The sequence below is a fragment of the Chromobacterium paludis genome, from assembly GCF_008275125.1.
In the GTDB taxonomy this organism is placed as follows: Bacteria; Pseudomonadota; Gammaproteobacteria; order Burkholderiales; family Chromobacteriaceae; genus Chromobacterium; species Chromobacterium paludis.
Window position 1 is genome coordinate 3,705,283 of record NZ_CP043473.1, and the last position, 17,896, is coordinate 3,723,178.

At 66.0% G+C, this 17,896-nt stretch carries 17 protein-coding genes; 12 read left to right on the forward strand and 5 right to left on the reverse strand.

The window, feature by feature from the left end; all coding sequences use genetic code 11:
• The first annotated feature begins 155 nt into the window (after positions 1-155).
• From tkt to FYK34_RS17610, 9 genes are all read left to right on the forward strand, one after another.
• Complete coding sequence (tkt, locus tag FYK34_RS17570; protein WP_149298704.1) at positions 156-2,144, forward strand: transketolase; 1,989 nt, start codon at positions 156-158, stop codon at positions 2,142-2,144.
• Between the two features lie 94 nt (positions 2,145-2,238).
• Positions 2,239-3,249 (forward strand): type I glyceraldehyde-3-phosphate dehydrogenase, encoded by a 1,011-nt coding sequence (gene gap / locus FYK34_RS17575; RefSeq protein ID WP_149298706.1) that lies wholly within the window; start codon positions 2,239-2,241, stop codon positions 3,247-3,249.
• A 391-nt stretch (positions 3,250-3,640) separates the two neighbouring features.
• Entirely contained in the window at positions 3,641-4,816 is a 1,176-nt protein-coding gene (locus FYK34_RS17580; protein WP_149298709.1) for a phosphoglycerate kinase, read from the forward strand.
• A gap of 138 nt (positions 4,817-4,954) precedes the next feature.
• On the forward strand, positions 4,955-5,584 hold the full coding sequence (locus tag FYK34_RS17585) for a LysE family translocator (protein WP_149298711.1): 630 nt from the start codon (positions 4,955-4,957) through the stop codon (positions 5,582-5,584).
• An 81-nt stretch (positions 5,585-5,665) separates the two neighbouring features.
• Positions 5,666-6,730, forward strand: coding sequence for a class II fructose-bisphosphate aldolase (gene fba, locus FYK34_RS17590; protein WP_149298713.1), 1,065 nt, complete (start codon positions 5,666-5,668; stop codon positions 6,728-6,730).
• 199 nt (positions 6,731-6,929) lie between these two features.
• The gene (locus FYK34_RS17595) at positions 6,930-7,748 is read left to right on the forward strand and encodes an arginase family protein (RefSeq protein WP_149298715.1); all 819 of its coding nucleotides are present in this window, start codon (positions 6,930-6,932) and stop codon (positions 7,746-7,748) included.
• Between the two features lie 73 nt (positions 7,749-7,821).
• Positions 7,822-8,073: a molybdopterin converting factor subunit 1 gene (gene moaD / locus FYK34_RS17600; RefSeq protein WP_149298717.1), complete on the forward strand. Its 252-nt coding sequence runs from the start codon at positions 7,822-7,824 to the stop codon at positions 8,071-8,073.
• A gap of 1 nt (position 8,074) precedes the next feature.
• Positions 8,075-8,551, forward strand: coding sequence for a molybdopterin synthase catalytic subunit MoaE (moaE, locus tag FYK34_RS17605; RefSeq protein ID WP_149298719.1), 477 nt, complete (start codon positions 8,075-8,077; stop codon positions 8,549-8,551).
• Entirely contained in the window at positions 8,548-9,333 is a 786-nt protein-coding gene (locus FYK34_RS17610) for a TIGR00266 family protein (protein WP_149298721.1), read from the forward strand. Before moaE ends, FYK34_RS17610 begins: the two co-directional genes overlap by 4 nt.
• Position 9,334: 1 nt before the next feature.
• Here FYK34_RS17610 and thpR read toward each other — a convergent pair whose 3' ends face one another.
• From thpR to FYK34_RS17635, 5 genes are all read right to left on the reverse strand, one after another.
• Complete coding sequence (gene thpR, locus FYK34_RS17615; protein ID WP_149298723.1) at positions 9,335-9,877, reverse strand: RNA 2',3'-cyclic phosphodiesterase; 543 nt, start codon at positions 9,875-9,877, stop codon at positions 9,335-9,337.
• Positions 9,867-11,480 (reverse strand): response regulator, encoded by a 1,614-nt coding sequence (locus tag FYK34_RS17620; RefSeq protein ID WP_149298725.1) that lies wholly within the window; start codon positions 11,478-11,480, stop codon positions 9,867-9,869. The genes thpR and FYK34_RS17620 overlap by 11 nt, the downstream gene beginning before the upstream one ends.
• A 76-nt stretch (positions 11,481-11,556) precedes the next feature.
• Positions 11,557-13,170: a response regulator gene (locus FYK34_RS17625; RefSeq protein ID WP_149298728.1), complete on the reverse strand. Its 1,614-nt coding sequence runs from the start codon at positions 13,168-13,170 to the stop codon at positions 11,557-11,559.
• 25 nt (positions 13,171-13,195) lie between these two features.
• Entirely contained in the window at positions 13,196-14,332 is a 1,137-nt protein-coding gene (locus FYK34_RS17630; protein ID WP_149298730.1) for a PilT/PilU family type 4a pilus ATPase, read from the reverse strand.
• Between the two features lie 91 nt (positions 14,333-14,423).
• A complete protein-coding gene (locus FYK34_RS17635; RefSeq protein WP_149298732.1) occupies positions 14,424-15,461 on the reverse strand; it encodes a type IV pilus twitching motility protein PilT in 1,038 nt (345 codons plus the stop codon).
• A 249-nt stretch (positions 15,462-15,710) separates the two neighbouring features.
• On the opposite strand from FYK34_RS17635, the gene FYK34_RS17640 reads away from it, so the two are divergent.
• From FYK34_RS17640 to FYK34_RS17650, 3 genes are read left to right on the forward strand one after another with little or no spacing between them, the layout of a single operon-like run.
• Positions 15,711-16,406 (forward strand): YggS family pyridoxal phosphate-dependent enzyme, encoded by a 696-nt coding sequence (locus FYK34_RS17640; protein ID WP_149298734.1) that lies wholly within the window; start codon positions 15,711-15,713, stop codon positions 16,404-16,406.
• 53 nt (positions 16,407-16,459) lie between these two features.
• Positions 16,460-17,263, forward strand: coding sequence for a pyrroline-5-carboxylate reductase (proC, locus tag FYK34_RS17645; RefSeq protein ID WP_149298736.1), 804 nt, complete (start codon positions 16,460-16,462; stop codon positions 17,261-17,263).
• A gap of 9 nt (positions 17,264-17,272) precedes the next feature.
• The gene (locus FYK34_RS17650; protein ID WP_149298738.1) at positions 17,273-17,857 is read left to right on the forward strand and encodes a YggT family protein; all 585 of its coding nucleotides are present in this window, start codon (positions 17,273-17,275) and stop codon (positions 17,855-17,857) included.
• Positions 17,858-17,896 lie beyond the last annotated feature (39 nt).

Below are 17,896 nucleotides of genomic sequence, written 5' to 3' on the forward strand. Positions count from 1 at the left end.
CTACTCAATTTGCGAGGTGTCGGGCCGGTTGCCGGAAATGGCCAAAATCGGCGATAATCCGGCGGTTTTGCGACGGTGTACCTTGTCGCCGGCAGCATGAGCGCATAGGGATGAACCGTCGTACCGGTTCCCAATAGTCTTGAGGTTTTACCGAAATGGTTACCCGCACCGAGCTTGCCAACGCCATCCGCTTCCTGGCCATGGACGCCGTGGAAAAAGCCAAATCCGGCCATCCGGGCGCCCCGATGGGCATGGCAGACATCGCCGAAGTCCTGTGGCGCGATCACCTGAAGCATAATCCGGCCAACCCGTCCTGGGCCGACCGCGACCGCTTCGTACTCTCCAACGGCCACGGCTCGATGCTGATTTACAGCCTGCTGCATCTGACCGGCTACGATCTCTCCATCGACGACCTCAAGAACTTCCGCCAGCTGCACTCCAAGACGCCGGGCCACCCGGAATACGGCTACGCGCCGGGCGTGGAAACTACCACCGGCCCGCTGGGCCAGGGCATCACCAACGCCGTGGGCATGGCGATGGCCGAGAAAATGCTGGCCGCCCAGTTCAACCGCGACGGCCATGACATCGTCGACCACCACACCTACGTCTTCCTGGGCGACGGCTGCCTGATGGAAGGCATCAGCCACGAAGCCTGCTCGCTGGCCGGCACCTGGGGTCTGAACAAGCTGATCGCCTTCTGGGACGACAACGGCATCTCCATCGACGGCCACGTCGAAGGCTGGTTCAGCGACGACACCCCGGCCCGCTTCGAAGCCTACGGCTGGCAGGTGATCCGCAATGTCGACGGCCACGACCCGGCCGAGATCGCCACCGCCATCGCCACCGCCAAGAAGAGCGCCGACAAGCCGACGCTGATCTGCTGCCGCACCACCATCGGCTTCGGCGCGCCCACCAAGCAAGGCAGCCACGACTGCCACGGCTCCCCGCTGGGCGCCGCCGAGATCGCTGCCGCGCGCGAAGGCCTGAAGTGGCCGCACGCGCCGTTCGAGATCCCGGCCGAGATCTACGCCGAATGGAGCGCCCGCGACAAGGGCGCCGTGGCCGAGATCGAATGGAACAAGCGCTTCGACGCCTACCGCGCCGCCCATCCGGCGCTGGCCGCCGAGTTCGAACGCCGCATGAAGGGCGAGCTGCCGCAAGGCTGGGCCGAAGCCCAGGCCGCCGCGCTGGCCAAGATCAACGACGCCGCCCAGACCGTGGCCACCCGCAAGGCCAGCCAGATCGCGCTGGAAGCGCTGTCGCCGGCCCTGCCGGAGTTCGTCGGCGGCTCCGCCGACCTGACCGGCTCCAACCTGACCAACTGGTCCGGCTCCAAATGGATTGACGGCGAAGGCAACGGCAACTACATCAGCTACGGCGTGCGCGAGTTCGGCATGGCCGCCATCATCAACGGCATGACCTTGCACGGCGGCCTGCGCCCCTACGGCGGCACCTTCCTGATGTTCAGCGAATACGCCCGCAACGCGCTGCGCATGGCTTCGCTGATGAAGATCAACCCGATCTTCGTGTTCACCCACGACTCGATCGGCCTGGGCGAAGACGGCCCCACCCACCAGCCGGTGGAACAGACCGCCACCCTGCGCTACATCCCCAACCACCACACCTGGCGCCCGTGCGACACCACGGAAACCGCGGTGGCCTGGGCGCACGCCATCGAGCAGAAGACCACGCCTTCCAGCCTGGTGCTGAGCCGGCAGAACCTGCCCTTCGTCGCCCGCGACGCGGCGCAGATCGCCGCTATCCGCAAGGGCGGCTACGTGCTGCGCGACGCGGAAAACGCCCGCGCCGTGCTGATCGCTACCGGTTCCGAAGTGGAGCTGGCGCTGAAGGCACAGGAAACCCTGGCCGCCGAAGGCATCGCCGTGCGCGTGGTGTCCATGCCCTGCACCAATGTGTTCGACGCCCAGGACAAGGCCTGGCAGCACAGCGTGCTGCCGGCCGGCCTGCCGCGCGTGGCCATCGAAGCCGGCCATCCGGACTTCTGGCGCAAGTACGTGGGCCTGGACGGCGACGTGGTCGGCATCGACCACTTCGGCGAATCCGCCCCGGCTGGCCAGCTGTTCAAGGAGTTCGGTTTCACCGTGGAAAACGTGGTCGCCAAGACCCGCGCCGTTCTGCGCTAAGCAATCGACAGACCACCGCTGAGCAGCGGTGGTCTTTTTTTGCCGTGTCATGTAGTCGTCGCACTACAAAAAAGCATCTGGAGAAGAGAGAAGCATGACCATCCGCCTCGCCATCAACGGTTACGGCCGCATTGGCCGCCAAGTTCTGCGCGCCATCTACGAAAACAAGTTGCACGACGACTTCAAGGTGGTGGCGGTCAACGCCTCCGGCGACCTGGCCATCAATGCCCACCTGACCCAATTCGACACCGTGCACGGCCGCTTCCCCGGCACCGTGGAGCAGGACGGCGAAAACCTGATCCTCAATGGCGACAAGATTCCGTTCTTCAGCACCCGCAACCCGGCCGAGCTGCCGTGGCAGGCGCTGGGCGTGGACCTGGTGCTGGAATGCACCGGCTCCTTCACCACCAAGGAAAAGTGCCAGGCCCACCTCGCCGCCGGCGCCAAGAAAGTGCTGATCTCCGCGCCGGGCGGCGACGATGTGGACGCCACCATCGTCTACGGCGTGAACCATGACGTGCTGACGGCCGACATGACCGTGGTGTCCAACGCCAGCTGCACCACCAACTGCCTGGCCCCGGTGGCCAAGGCGCTGCACGACGCGCTGGGCATCAAGAAGGGCCTGATGACCACCATCCACGCCTTCACCAACGACCAGGTGCTGACCGACGTCAAGCACAAGGACCTGCGCCGCGCCCGCTCCGCCACCGACAATATGATCCCCACCAAGACCGGCGCGGCCAAGGCCGTCGGCCTGGTGCTGCCGGAGCTGAAGGGCAAGCTGGACGGTTTCGCCGTGCGCGTGCCCACCATCAACGTATCCTTGGTGGACCTGACCTTCACCGCGATGCGCGATACCAGCAAGGAAGAGGTGAACGAAATCCTGCAGGGCGCGGCCAATGGCAGCATGAAGGGCATTCTGGGCTTCAACACCCTGCCCCTGGTGTCCGGCGACTTCAACCACACCGAGCAGGCGTCCACCTTCGACTCCACGCTGACCAAGGTGACCGGCGGCAATCTGGTGAAGGTGCTGGCCTGGTACGACAACGAATGGGGCTTCAGCTGCCAGATGCTGCGCACCGCGCGCGCGATGTTCGCCTGCTGATCCAGCCGTAGGGCGGATGCCTCGTTAGGGGCGATCCGCCATCTTCTTCGGCAAGCGGGCTTGGAGGCGGACAGGTTGGCGGGGCGGCACGCCGGCCATGCCGGGCTTCCGCCCTACCAAGAACCGCGACCGCATGCCAAATGCACTGTTGTTTTGTTACACGGCGCGCGCAAGAAATTTGATTGGTGTTAAAGTGACGCCGCTTAATCGGCATACACTGCCGGATAGGGGCGATCACCGCGCGCGACTGCCCGCCTCCCGGCAAGCCGGGGCAGCCCAGGCAGAAACTTTGCAACAGCGCGCGGCGCCATCGCCATGGTTACGTCTTATCCCGCGCAAGCCTCGTCCGCTTGCCGGACCGTCCCGCATCCCAACTTGAGCGAGCGAAGCGATGAAATTCAACAAACTCTCCGAGCAGAATCTTTCCGGCAAGCGCGTGCTGATCCGCGTGGACATGAACGTGCCGCTGAAAAACGGCGTGATCGGCGAAGACACCCGCATCCGCGCCAGCCTGCCCACCATCGAACTGTGCCTGAAAGCCGGCGCCGGTGTGATGCTGATGACCCACCTGGGCCGCCCGACCGAAGGCGAACCCAAGCCGGAAGACAGCCTGGCCCCGGTCGTCGCCCGCCTGTCCGAGCTGCTGGGCAAGCCGGTGCGCCTGCAAGCCGATTTCCAGTCCGGCGTCGAACTCGCTCCGGGCGAGGTGGTGATGCTGGAAAACGTGCGCCTGAACAAGGGCGAGAAGAAGAACAACGAAGACCTGGGCCGCGCTTACGCCGCGCTGTGCGACGTGTTCGTGCATGACGCCTTCGGCACCGCGCACCGCGCCGAGGCCTCCACCCACGCGGTGGCCAAGTTCGCCCCGGTGGCCTGCGCCGGCCTGTTGCTGTCGGCCGAGCTGGACGCCCTCTCCAAGGCGCTGCAGGCGCCGGCCCGCCCGATGGTGGCCATCGTCGCCGGCTCCAAGGTATCGACCAAGCTGACCATTCTGGAAGCGCTGGCCGACAAGGTGGACCAGCTGATCGTGGGCGGCGGCATCGCCAACACCTTCCTGCTGGCCGAAGGCAAGGCCATCGGCAAGTCCCTGGCCGAAGCCGACCTGGTGGAAGACGCCAAGCGCGTGATCGCCAAGATCCGCGCCCGCGGCGGCGATGTGCCGCTGCCGTCCGACGTGGTGTGCGCCAAGGAGTTCGCCGAAACCGCCGCCGCGACCATCAAGAACGTGGCCGAAGTGGCCGCCGACGACATGATCCTGGACATCGGCCCGGATTCCGCCAAGGAACTGGCCGCCATCATCGCCCAGGCCGGCACCGTGGTGTGGAACGGCCCGGTGGGCGTGTTCGAGTTCGACCAGTTCGGCAACGGCACCCAGACCCTGGCCCAGGCCATCGCCCAGTCCAAGGCCTTCTCCATCGCCGGCGGCGGCGACACCCTGGCGGCCATCGCCAAGTACGGCATCACCGACGACATCAGCTACATCTCCACCGGCGGCGGCGCCTTCCTGGAATTCCTGGAAGGCAAGGAACTGCCGGCCGTGGCCATCCTGGCCGAACGCGCCAACTAAGGGAGAGACCGTCATGGCGGCGATGCCGCTGTGACGGAGTCGAAGGATGCTTGTGCGAAATGAAGGATGCGAGATGAGTCGACGCCCAGTTCTGACGCTCCGTTATACTGGCGGCTATGCCCCCACCAGGAGAACGTGATGTCGCTGCAAACTTGGCTGTTGTTCGTCACCACCGTGTTTTTCGTCTCCGCCACGCCTGGTCCCAATATGCTGCTGGCCATGACGCACGGCATCCATTACGGCGTGCGCCGCACCCTTATGACCTGCCTGGGGCTGATGAGCGCGCTGGGCCTGATCATGGCCGGCTCGGTGGCCGGGCTGGGCGCGCTGCTGGCCACCTCGGAGCTGCTGTTCGCCATCGTCAAATACGCCGGCGCGCTGTATCTGGTCTATCTGGGGGTCAAGACTTGGCGCAGCCTGCCGCAGCCGGTGGCGGAAGTGGCCGAGGACGACAGCGGCAAGCATGGCCCATGGGCGCTGTTCCGCCGCGGTTTCCTGGTGGCGATGAGCAATCCCAAAGCGTTTATTTTCTTTACCGCGCTGTTCCCGCAGTTCATGAACGCGCACCAGCCGGAAGGCCCGCAACTGGCCATCCTGGCGAGCTCTTTTTTCCTGATCGAGTCCTGCTGGCAGCTGACTTACGCCGGCAGCGGCGCCCGTCTGGCGCGTTGGCTGAACAGCGCGCGCCGGTTGCGCCTGGTCAACCGCTTCAGCGGCGGCGCCTTCGTCGGCGCCGGCCTGTTGCTGACCGGCCTGACTCGTCAATAAGCATCACGGCTGCCGATTCGCCATCGACAGCCGTTTTTTTCGAACCGGCCCCGCGCGGCGGGGCTTCGTGAGGAGAGATTCATGGCACTCGTTTCCCTGCGCCAGCTGCTGGACCACGCGGCTGAATTCAGCTACGGCCTGCCGGCCTTCAACGTCAACAACCTGGAACAGATGCGCGCCATCATGGAGGCCGCCGACAAGGTGGACGCTCCGGTGATCGTGCAGGCCTCCGCCGGCGCGCGCAAATACGCCGGCGCGCCCTTCCTGCGCCACATGATCCTGGCCGCGGTGGAAGAATTCCCGCACATCCCGGTGGTGATGCACCAGGACCACGGCACCAGCCCGGACGTGTGCCAGCGCTCCATCCAGCTGGGCTTTTCCTCGGTGATGATGGACGGCTCGCTGAAGTCCGACGGCAAGACCCCGGCCGACTATGACTACAACGTCGGCGTCACCCGCACCGTGGTCAACTTCGCCCACGCCTGCGGCGTGTCGGTGGAGGGCGAGATCGGCTGCCTGGGCAGCCTGGAAACCGGCATGGCCGGCGAGGAAGACGGCGTCGGCGCCGAGGGCGTGCTGGACCACAGCCAGCTGCTGACCGATCCGGAAGAAGCCGCCCGCTTCGTCAAGGATACCGGCGTGGACGCGCTGGCCATCGCCATCGGCACCAGCCACGGCGCCTACAAGTTCAGCAAGAAGCCCACCGGCGACGTGCTGCGCATCGACCGCATCAAGGAAATCCACGCCCGCATCCCCAACACCCACTTGGTGATGCACGGCTCTTCCAGCGTGCCGCAAGAATGGCTGCAAATCATCAACCAATACGGCGGCGATCTGGGCGAAACCTATGGCGTGCCGGTCGAGGAAATTGTGGAAGGCATCAAGCACGGCGTGCGCAAGGTGAACATCGACACCGACCTGCGCCTGGCTTCCACCGGCGCCATCCGCCAGTTCATGGCCAAGAACCCGGCCGAATTCGATCCGCGCAAATACCTGGCCAAGACCATAGACGCGATGCGCGATGTCTGCATCGCCCGCTACGAGGCTTTCGGCGCCGCCGGCCAGGCCAGCAAGATCAAGGCCATCAATCTGGACACCATGGCTAACCGCTACCTGAAAGGCGAGCTGGCGCAGATCGTGCGCTAAGTCCGGCGATGACAAAATGCGACAGCGGTTTGTAAGCGTAGTGTAAAAGCTCTTGTCACGCTAATTAACCGCTGCGATAATTCATTTGTCATTTCAGGAGAGGGAATGCTATGCAGCGCCGTCCGCAGCTTGTGCGGCGCCGTCATGCGACATGCCCGACCCGCCCGGCAGGGCGGGTTTTTTTTTTTGAGGAGACAGCATGGTTCTGCATTTGAGTTTCGCGCAATGGCAGGGCAGCGGCGACGGGCGCCGCATCGCCGATGGCGGCCATTTGCTGAAGGCGGAACTGGACGCGCCGCTTGAGATCGCTATCGAAGCTTGCCCGAGCTGCGTGCGCGAAGATGGCGTCGATCACCTGCCGGCGCTGCGGCGTCAACTATACGCTTGTGCCGAGACCATCGCCGCCGTCGCTCCACAGCGCATTCTGCTGTGCGGAGGGGACTGTGCTTGCGAGATCGCGCCGTTGGCCTATCTGAACCAATTGTATGGCGGCCGGCTGAACGTGGTATGGCTGGACGCACACGCGGACCTGAATACGCCGCACAGTTCGCCCAGTGGTCACTTGCACGGCATGCCGCTGCGGCTGTTGTTGGGCGAAGGCCATGCTGACCTGTTGCGCATCGTACCGGTGCCTCTCAGACCGGAGCAAGTGCATCTGGCAGGCGTGCGCGAGGTAGACCCGCCGGAGGCGACTTATATCGAGTCTAACCGCATAACCTGGCATAAGACGGCCGCGTTACAGACCAGGCCGGAGTGCCTGGCGGAAGGCTTAAACCCCGCCTGGCCTACCTATCTGCACCTGGACCTCGACGTGCTCGATCCGGCCGAGTTTCCCCATGTTTGCTGCCCGACGCCGGATGGTCTGAGCCGCGATGTCCTGCTGCGCGCGATGCGCGCGGTGGCGGCGCGTACGCCGCTGCTTGGTGCCGGTCTGACAGAGTGCACCGCCCAGCGGCGTGGAGAGGCCGATGCCGCCATTGAGTTGCTGGCGTGGCTGAAACAGGCGCTGGCGCATTGAGCGCGCTTTCGCCGCCGCCGCCGTTTGCATACACTGGCCGTAACGAGGCAGCGAACCCGATCGCGAGGATGACATGAAATTGAATCTGCTGTATTTCGCCCGGCTGCGCGAGACGCTGGGCGTGGAGTCCGAGCAACTGGACAGCGAGGCCGCCACCGTGGCGGAGCTGTTGGCCGAATTGCGCCAGCGCGGCCAGGCCTGGGCGCAGGCGCTGTCTGCCGACAAGGTATTCCGCGTGGCGGTGAATCAGGAAATGGCCGCACTGGACACGCCCTTGGCCGACGGCGACGAAGTGGCGGTGTTTCCGCCGGTGACCGGGGGCTGAGATGGCGGTCAACCACATCCGCGTGCAGGCGGAGGATTTCGACGTCGGCGCCGAAGTGAGGCGCTGGTCGGCCAATCCGGCCTGCGGCGCCGTGGTCAGCTTCACCGGCCTGGTGCGCGACTACGGCGACCGCCAGGACGTGGTGGCGCTGGAGCTGGAGCATTATCCGGGCATGACGGAAAAGGCCTTGGCCGACATCGTTTGCGAGGCGCGCCGGCGCTGGTCGCTGAAGGGCGTGACGCTGATCCACCGCGTCGGCAGGCTGGCGCTGGGCGACAATATCGTGCTGGTGGTGGCGGCCAGCGGTCATAGGCGCGACGCCTTCGAGGCCGCGTCCTTCCTGATGGATTATCTGAAACGGCAGGCGCCGTTCTGGAAATGCGAAATCCTGGCCGACGGCGGCCGGCACTGGGTGGACGCCAAGGCCAGCGACGAAGCCGCCGCCGCGCGCTGGGACGAAACGGGAGAGCAGGCATGACGATGGACGTGATCGACTATCAGGTGTTCGGCGACGACATGCAGTACGTCGAAGTGGAACTGGACCCGGGCGAGGCGGCGGTGGGCGAGGCCGGCGCGCTGTACTACATGCAGGACGGCATCGCCATGGACACGGTGTTCGGCGACGGCTCCAACCGCGACGGCGGCGTGTTCGGCTCGCTGCTGGGCGCCGGCAAGCGGCTGCTGACCGGCGAATCGGTGTTCACCACCGTGTTCGCCAATCAGGCGGCCGGCCGGCGCAAGGTGGCCTTCGCCGCCGCCACGCCGGGCAAGATCGTGCCGGTGCACCTGCTGGAGCTGGGCGGCGTGTTGTACGCGCAGAAGGACAGCTTCCTGGCCGGGGCCAAGGGCGTCAGCCTGGGCCTGGCCTGGCAGAAGCGCATCGGCACCGGCTTGTTCGGCGGCGAGGGCTTCATCATGCAGAAGCTGGAGGGCGACGGTTACGTCTTCCTGCACGCCGGCGGCGCGCTGACCGAGCTGCAGCTGCATCCGGGCGAGACGGTGCGCGTCGACACCGGCTGCGTGGTCGCCTACCAGCCCAGCGTCGATTTCGATATCGAATACGTGGGCAAGCTGAAGAGCGCGCTGTTCTCCGGCGAGGGACTGTTCTTCGCCAAGCTGACCGGGCCGGGCAAGGTGTGGCTGCAGTCGCTGCCCTTGTCTAGGCTGGCCGACCGCATCGTCGCCGCCGCGCCGCGCGCCGGCGGCGAATCGAAAGAGCAGGGCTCGCTGTTGGGCGGCCTGTTCAACGACAAGAACTGACTCACGCATCCGGGCTGGGCGCGGCGGCGCGGCGCCAGCCGTCCAGCCGGTAATGGCGCGCGCCGCCGGCGCGCAAGTCGGAGGCGAACAGCGTCACTTCGTCCAGCAGCAGGGTCAGCGGCGGCAGGGCCTGCTGCGGCAAGGGGCGCTCCAGGCTTCGCAGCAAGGTCAGATGCGGCCGATAGGGCCGGGCGTCCACCGCGATGCCGGCCGCGCGCAGTTCCGTTTTCAATTTTTCCACCCAGGCGCGCAAGGCTGGCGGCGGCCTGCCGGGACCGCACCAGCCGACGTCGTGCCAGCTGCCGCAACCGTCCAGCGTCACGGCGGGCGGCAGGGCCGGCGCCGCGCGCTCGGCGCAGTCCGCGGCCAGCAGCAATTGCAGCGGCGTCACTTCGCCCAGGAAAACCAGGGTCAGATGCAGCTGCCGCGAGGGCAGCGCGCGACCGCCGACCTGCTGGCACAACTGGCGCTGCCACGCGCGCAGCGTGGGCAGGCAGCTGTCCGGCGGCAAGCAGGCGAGAAAGGCGCGCATCTCACGCGGCATGGCGCAGCAGCGCCTGGCGCCGCTTGACGAAGCCGCGCACGCGCTCGTTGTCTTGCGGCAGCCAGGACAGCAGCTCGCGCAGCGCCGCCATTTCCCCCGCGTCCGGCAGGCCTTGCTGATGATGGTTTTCCGCGATGCGCAGCAGCATGGCGCAGCCGTAGTGGGCCAGATGGCCATTCAGCGTGCGCATGGCTTCGTCATGCAGCTGGTAGGCCGCCTCTTCCAGCCGGCCTTGGTTGGCCATCTCCAGCGCGTTGCGGCTGAGCGCGCGCAGCTCCTCGAAGGCCTGCTCCACGGCCTCGCGGCAGGCGGGGCGTTCGCGCGTGATTTCCTGCAACAGGCCCAGCTCGTGGCGGCCGTCGGCGAAGCGCAGGCCGATCAGCCGGGCCCAGTCCCGGGCCGGATCGCCCCCCGCGTCGTCCGGCAGCTGGACGGCGGCGGCGAGGAAGCGCTGGGCGCTGGCGAAATCCACTTCCGGCGCGCGCAGCCATTGCGCTGCTTCCTGCAGATGCGGCAGGGCCAGGCCAGCTTGCTGCAGCGCCAGCGCCGCCAGGGCGCGGCACACCGCCATGGTCAATGGCCCGCCCTTGAGCTTGCCCTGACGCGCGGCGATGTCTTTTTGCAGCCGGTCCAGCTGCTGGGTCTGGCCGCTCTCGCAGCGCGCCTGCAGCAAGTCCACCATGGCGTCCGGGCCAAAGAAGCTGTTGTTGCGGCCGATATCCACCGCTTTTTGCAGCGGCGCCACCGCGCGCTCGGCCTCGCCGCTGCGCAGCAGAGAGGTGCCGTAATGGTGCAGCCGGCGGAAGTTGCGCGGAGAGATCGCCACCGCTTTTTCCAGCACGGCGGCGGCCTGGGCGTAGCCGCCCTCGTCTATCAGGTTCTGCGCCAGCAGGTCGTAGGCCTCGGTGTAGCGCGGCGCGACGGCGATGACCTGGTCCAGCAGGCTGCGCGAGCCGTCGCCGTCGCCCTGTTCGGCCAGGATGCGCGCCACGCCCATCTTGGCCCAGGGCTGGTCGGTTTGCGCCAGGACGGCGCGGTACAGCTGCAGCGCGGCTTCGTGCTGGCCTTCTCGGGTCTGCAGCTCGCCGCACAGGCGCAGGGCGTCCAGCCGGCGCTGGCGGTTCTCGGTCTGCTTGGCCAGTTCCTGCAGCTGGGCGATGGCCTGCTCGGTTCGTCCCTTGTCCAGCAGCTTGTGCGCCGGTGCCAGCCAGTCCTTGCGCCGCGCGGCGGCGTCCAGCCGGTCCAGCAGCTGTTGCGCGGTGAAGGGCTTGAGCACGTAGTCGTCCGGGATCATCTCGGCGGCGCCGGCCACCTGGCTGTAATTGCGTTCGCCGCTGATCATCACCCACAGCGTGGACAGCGATAGATGGCCGTCCTTGCGCAGGGCTTCCAGTAATTCCTGGCCGTTCATGCCGCTGCCCAGATTGTAGTCGCACAGCACCACGTCGTAGCGGCGGCCGCGCAGGCGGTTCTGCGCGTCGGCGGCGTTGCTGGCGGTGTCGGTCTGGGTGATGCCGGCCATGGCCAGGATGGCGCGCAGGCTTTGCGCCATGCTGAGGGCATCCTCGACGATCAGGGCGGTGGTGTGGTCATCGAAAGCCATGGGCTGCCTCGCGGCGAGAGTGTGGCGGCCGGCGGTCCGGCCATGGCTTCAGTTTAGACGGTTCGTTTGCAGACGGTCAGGCGCAGTCGGGGTCCAGTGCCTGGTGGCGGCGCACAAAGCCGCGCACCCGCTCGTTTTCTTCCGGCAGCCAGTGCAGCAGCTGCTGCACCTGTTTTTCCTCTTCCGGGAAGGGCTGGCCGGCTTTCTTGCGGGACTCGCAAGTGCGCAGCAGCAGCGCGCAGGCGTTCATGCTGATGCGCTCGTTCAGCGTCTTTTGCGACAGCAGATAGAGCATGGCGGCGGCTTCTTCCAGCATGCCGTTGCTGGCCAGCTCCACTGCCTTGTTGCTGTCGGTCTGCAGCGTGTCGTAGGCGGTCTGGATGGCCTCGTGGCAGGCCGGGTGCTTGTGGGCGATTTCCAAGAGCGTGCCCAGTTCGTGGCGGCCGTCGGCGAAGCGCAGCGCGATGCTGTGCGCCCATTGCGGCGGCAGCTCGCTGTTTTGCTCCGGCGGCAGCCGCACGGCGGCGGCGAGGAAGCGCTGGGCGGCGGTGAAGTCGGTTTCGCGCGCGCGCAGCGCGTCGGCCACCGTTTGCAGCTGGGCCAAGGCGTCGGCCGGCCGCTTTTGCGCCAGCGCGGTCATCGCGCGGCAGACCGCCATGGTCAGCTGGCCGCCCGCCAGTTCGCCGGAACGCGCGGCGATCTCGGCCTGCAGCCGGTCCAGCTGCTGGGTCTGACCGCTTTCGCTGAAGGCTTGCAGCAGGTCCACCAGCACGTCCGGGCCGAAGAAATTGTTGTTGCGGCCGACTTCCACCGCGCGCTGCAGGTAGTCGGCGGCCTTGGCCGGGTCGCCGCAGCGCAACAGCGCGGTGCCGCAGCTCTTGAGCCGGTTGAAGTTGCGCGGCGAGATGGCCACCGCCTTTTCCAGCACGATGGCGGCGGTCTGGTATTGGCCGTCGTCGATCAGGTTTTGCGCCAGCAAGTCGTAGGCGTCGGTGTAGCGCGGCGCATCGGCGATGATCTCGCGCAACAGCGCGTTGGACTCCTGGGTCTCGCCCTGCTCCGCCACGATGCGCGCCACGCCCATCTTGGCCCACGGAATCACGCGCAGGTTCAGCAGTTCTTGGTAGATGGCCAGCGCCTCGCCCTGGCGCCCCTCGTTCACCAGCAGCTCGGCCGCCAGTCTTTGCGCGTCTATGCGGTACTGCGGGTTGGATGTTTCACGCGCCTGCTGCATCAGCACCTGTATCGCCTGCTCCGGTTTGCCCTGCGCCACCAGCCGGTGCGCCGGGGCGAGAAAGGCCTTGCGCTGGTAGGACTGGCTCAGCCGGTCCAGCAGCATCTGCGAGGCGAAGGGCTTCAGGATGTAGTCGTCCGGCGCCATCTCGGCGGCGGCCACCACGCGTTCGTAGTGGCGCTCGCCGGTGATCATGATCCAGATGGTGGACATCGGCAGGTTGCCGTCCTTGCGCATCGCTTCCAGCAGCTCCTGGCCATCCATGCCTTCGCCCAGGTTGTAATCGCACAGCACCACGTCGTAGTCCTTGTTGCGCATGCGGTTGCGCGCCTCGCTGGCGCTGCTGACGGCCTCGGAGCGGGTGATGCCGGCGGAGGACAGCATGGTGCGCAGGCTCTGGCGCACGGTGTGGGAGTCTTCGACAATCAGTACGGTGGTGTTGGCGTCAAGAGGCATGATGGATAAGGGCGTGGCGCCGGGGTCAAACAATGTCCAGGTGGTCTATGCCTTCCAGCGGGTCGCGATTGCGCGCGCTTTCGCTGTACAGCTTGATTTTCAGGCGCAGGTCGTTGATGGAGTCCGCGTTGCGCAGCGCGTCCTCGTAGCTGACCAGGTCCGCCTCGTACAATTCGAACAGCGATTGGTCGAAAGTCTGCATGCCGGCCTCGCGCGAGCGCGACATCACTTCTTTCAGGCCGGCGATCTCGCCGCGGAAGATCATATCCGAGACCAGGGGGCTGTTCAGCAAAATTTCCACCGCCGCCACGCGGCCGCGGCCGGATTTATGCGGCACCAGCCGTTGCGACACGATGGAGCGCATGTTCAGCGACAAGTCCATCAGCACCTGCTGGTGGCGCTCCTCCGGGAAGAAATTGAGGATGCGGTCCAGCGCCTGGTTGGCGTTGTTGGCGTGCATGGTGGCCAGGCACAGGTGGCCGGTCTCGGCGAACTGCAGGCCGTAGTTCATGGTTTCGCGGTCGCGGATCTCGCCCATCAGGATCACGTCCGGCGCCTGGCGCAGCGTGTTCTTCAGCGCGATTTCCCAGCTCTCGGTGTCGACGCCGATCTCGCGCTGGGTGACGATGGATTTCTTGTGCGCGTGCACGTACTCGATCGGATCCTCCACCGTGATGATGTGGTCCTGGTTGGTGCTGTTGCGCCAGTCCACCAGCGCGGCCAGCGAGGTGGATTTGCCTGAGCCGGTGCCGCCGACGAAGATCACCAGACCGCGCTTGATCAGCGCGATGTCCTTCAAGACCTCGGGCAGATTGAGCTGGTCGAAGTTGGGGATCTCGGTGTTGATCTTGCGCAGCACCATGCCCACCATGCCCTGCTGCACGAAGGCGCTGACGCGGAAGCGGCCGATGCCGGGCGGGTTGATGGCGAAGTTGGCTTCTTTTTTGGATTCGAATTCTTCGGTCTGGCGGTCGTTCATCACCGAGCGCACCAGCGCCTTGCTCTGCTGCGGGCTCAAGGGCTGCGGCGCCACCGGCGTGATCTTGCCGTCTATCTTCATCGCCGGCGGAAATTCCGGCGAGATGAAGATGTCCGAGGCGTTCTTGCCGATCGCGTGCTTCAGCAGATCGTGAATGAATTTTGAAGCCTGGTCCTTTTCCATGACGGCGTATCCTGCGTGTGCTGCTTTCAGTTTAGTCCGCCGCCTTGGCTGGCTGCGGCCGATTGCGGTGCATCCTTAGCGCCGGGGCGGCTTAGAAGGCGTCCTTGTTGCTGGCCTTGGCGCGCGCTTCGCCCGGCGACACCAGATTGCGCCGCACCAGGTCAGACAGACATTGGTCCAGCGTCTGCATGCCGTGCTGCTGGCCGGTCTGTATCATCGAATTGATCTGGGCGATCTTGTTTTCGCGTATCAGGTTGCGGATGGCCGGGGTGCCCATCATGATCTCGTGCGCCGCCACGCGGCCCGCGCCGTCCTTGGTTTTCAGCAATGTCTGCGCGATGACCGCGCGCACCGATTCGGACAGCATGGAGCGCACCATTTCCTTCTCGCCGGCCGGGAATACGTCCACGATACGGTCTATGGTCTTGGCCGCGCTGCTGGTGTGCAGGGTGCCGAACACCAGGTGGCCGGTCTCGGCCGCGGTCAGCGCCAACCGTATCGTTTCCAGATCGCGCAATTCGCCCACCAGGATCACGTCCGGGTCCTCGCGCAGCGCGCTTTTCAGCGCGTTGGCGAAGCTGTGCGTCTGCAGGCCCAGTTCGCGCTGGTTGATCAGGCTCTTCTTGCTCTCGTGGACGAACTCGATTGGGTCCTCCACGGTAAGAATGTGCGAAAAAGAGTTCTCGTTGACATAGTCTATCATCGCCGCCAGCGTGGTGGACTTGCCGGAGCCGGTGGGGCCGGTGACCAGCACCAGGCCGCGCGGGAAGTTGGCGATGTCCTGGAAAATCTTGGGCGCGGACAGCTGCTCCAGCGTCAGCACCTTGCTTGGAATCACCCGAAACACCGCCGCCATGCCGCGGTTTTGCACGAAGGCGTTGACGCGGAAACGGGCGATGCCGGGCAGCTCGAACGAGAAGTCGCACTCGTAGCTGTCCTCGAAGATCTTGCGCTGGTAGTCGTTCATGATGTCGTACACCATGTCGTGCACGTCATGATGGTCCATCGGCGGCAGATTGATGCGGCGGATGTCGCCGTTGACGCGGATCATCGGCGGCAGGCCGGCCGACAGGTGCAGGTCGGAGGCCTTGTTCTTGACGGTGAATGCCAGCAGCTCGGAGATTTCCATGTCTTGACCCGTTGCGTGATTGCGGGGGCGCGCTTCGCGGCGCGGCGAATGCGTGCATTCTCAAGCGTAGCGGGGCGACGGCGCAACACATTCGCGCTTGGCGCCGGCCGACTGTGCCCGAAACGCACCCGCCGGCGGCCCGGCGTCTGCCTGCGCGTGGCGGGGGCTTGATTGTGGTCCTCCGCCGCTTTCCCTACAATCGCCGTGACGACCGGCCGCGGCCGGCATACGCTCATGGACCCTCATTACATGACAGATTCCCTATCTACCCGCCTGCAACAGGTGCGGGGCCGGCTGCAAGCCGCCTGCGCCGCGGCCGGGCGCCCGGCCGAGGCGGTGACGCTGCTGGCCGTCAGCAAGACCTTTCCCGCCACCGATGTGCAAGAGGCGCATGCCTGCGGTCAGCGCGCCTTCGGCGAGAACTATGTGCAGGAATTGCAGCAGAAAAGCGAGGCCCTGGCCGGCCTAGCGATAGAATGGCACTTCATCGGCCCCTTGCAGTCGAACAAAACCCGCATCGTCGCCGAACGCGCGCACTGGGCGCATTCGATAGATCGGCTGAAGATAGCCGAGCGGCTGTCGGCGCAGCGGCCGGACGAACTGCCGCCGCTGAACGTGTGCGTGCAGGTCAATGTGTCCGGCGAGGACAGCAAGAGCGGCTGCGCGCCGGAGGAGGCGTTGGCGTTGGCGCGCGCGGTGGCGGCGCTGCCCAGGCTCAGGCTGCGCGGCCTGATGTGCATCCCGGAACCGACCGAGGACGCGGCGCGGCTGGCGGCGCAGTTCGTCGAGTTGCGCCGCTTGAAGGAACAGCTGGCGGCCGAGGGCCTGGCCCTGGACACGCTGTCCATGGGCATGTCGGCCGATCTGGAGCTGGCGGTGGCCGAGGGCGCCACCGTGGTGCGCGTGGGCTCGGCCATTTTCGGCCAGCGCAGCTACCCACTTTAAAATACCGCGCGTCGGCAATGCGCCGGCGGGCAAGCAGACCGGGAGAGAACCGCATGCGGATCACCTTCATCGGCGGCGGCAATATGGCCGGCGCCATCATAGGCGGGCTGGCCCGCCAGGGCGGCCACCAGATCCACGTGGTGGAGCATCAGCAGGACAAGCTGGACCAATTGGCGGCCAGCTTCGGCTGCAGCGGCGGCCAAGCGTTGCCGGAGCGTTTTTCGGCCGAGGACGTGGTGGTGCTGGCGGTGAAGCCGCAGCAGCTGCGCGAACTGTGCCTGGCGCTGGCGCCGCGGCTGAACGGCGCCCTGCTGGTGTCCATCGCCGCCGGCATCCGCCTGGACGCGCTGCGGCGCTGGCTGGCTTCGGACCGCATCGTGAGGGTGATGCCGAACACCCCGGCCATGGTGGGCAAGGGCGTGTCCGGCCTGTACGCCGACGCGGCGGTGTCCGCGGCTGACCGCGAGGCGGCTGAAACCGTGATGCGCGCCGCCGGCCTGACCGTCTGGCTGCAGGATGAGGTCGGCATCGACGACATCACCTGCGTCTCCGGCAGCGGCCCGGCTTATGTGTTTTACTTCATCGAGAGCATGATAGAAGCCGGCGTGAAGGCCGGTTTCAGCGAAGCCCAGGCGCGCGAGCTGGTGCTGGCGACTTTCGACGGCGCGGTGGAGCTGGCGCGGCAAAGCCCGCTGCCGGTGGCCACGCTGCGCCAGAACGTGATGTCCAAGGGCGGCACCACCGAGCGCGCCATCGCCCGCTTCGAAGCCGATGGCGTCAAGGCCGCCATCATCGCCGGCGCCATGGACTGCCGCGAGCGTTCCATCGAGATGGGCCAACAACTGAGCCAGGAGTAAATCGCGATCATGTTTGTCGATACCTTGCAGTTCCTGATCAAAACCCTGTCCGGCTTGTTCGTGCTGGTGCTGCTGCTGCGCTTCTACCTGCAGGTGGCGCACGCGCCGTTCAAGCACCCTTTGTGCCAGTTTGTCATGGCCGCCACTAACTTCGTGGTGCTGCCGGCGCGCAAGCTGATACCGGCCGTGCGCAGCTACGATACGGCGACCATGCTCTTGGCCTGGCTGGTGAGCCTGCTGGCCAATATTCTGATGCTGCTGCTGGGCTCGCTGCCGGAGGTGTTCGCCTTTCCGCAGGTATGGGTGGCGCTGGCGCTATTGTCCTTGCTGGAAGTGTTCAAGCAGTCGCTGACCCTGCTGATGGGTGCGGTGATCGTGCAGGCGGTGATGAGCTGGGTCAATCCCTACAACCCGATCGCGCCGGTGCTGGACAGCTTGACCCGGCCCTTCCTGCGGCCGTTCCGCCGTTTCGTGGTCGGCGGGGTGGACCTGTCGCCGCTGGTGCTGCTGCTGATCATCCAGGTGATCATGATGCTGCCGGTTCGCTGGCTGGAAGCCGGTTTCTTGACCCAACTCAAGGTGGTGATCCAGTAAGGCGGGTTATTTGTCATACTTTTGATGTCCGCCGGTCAT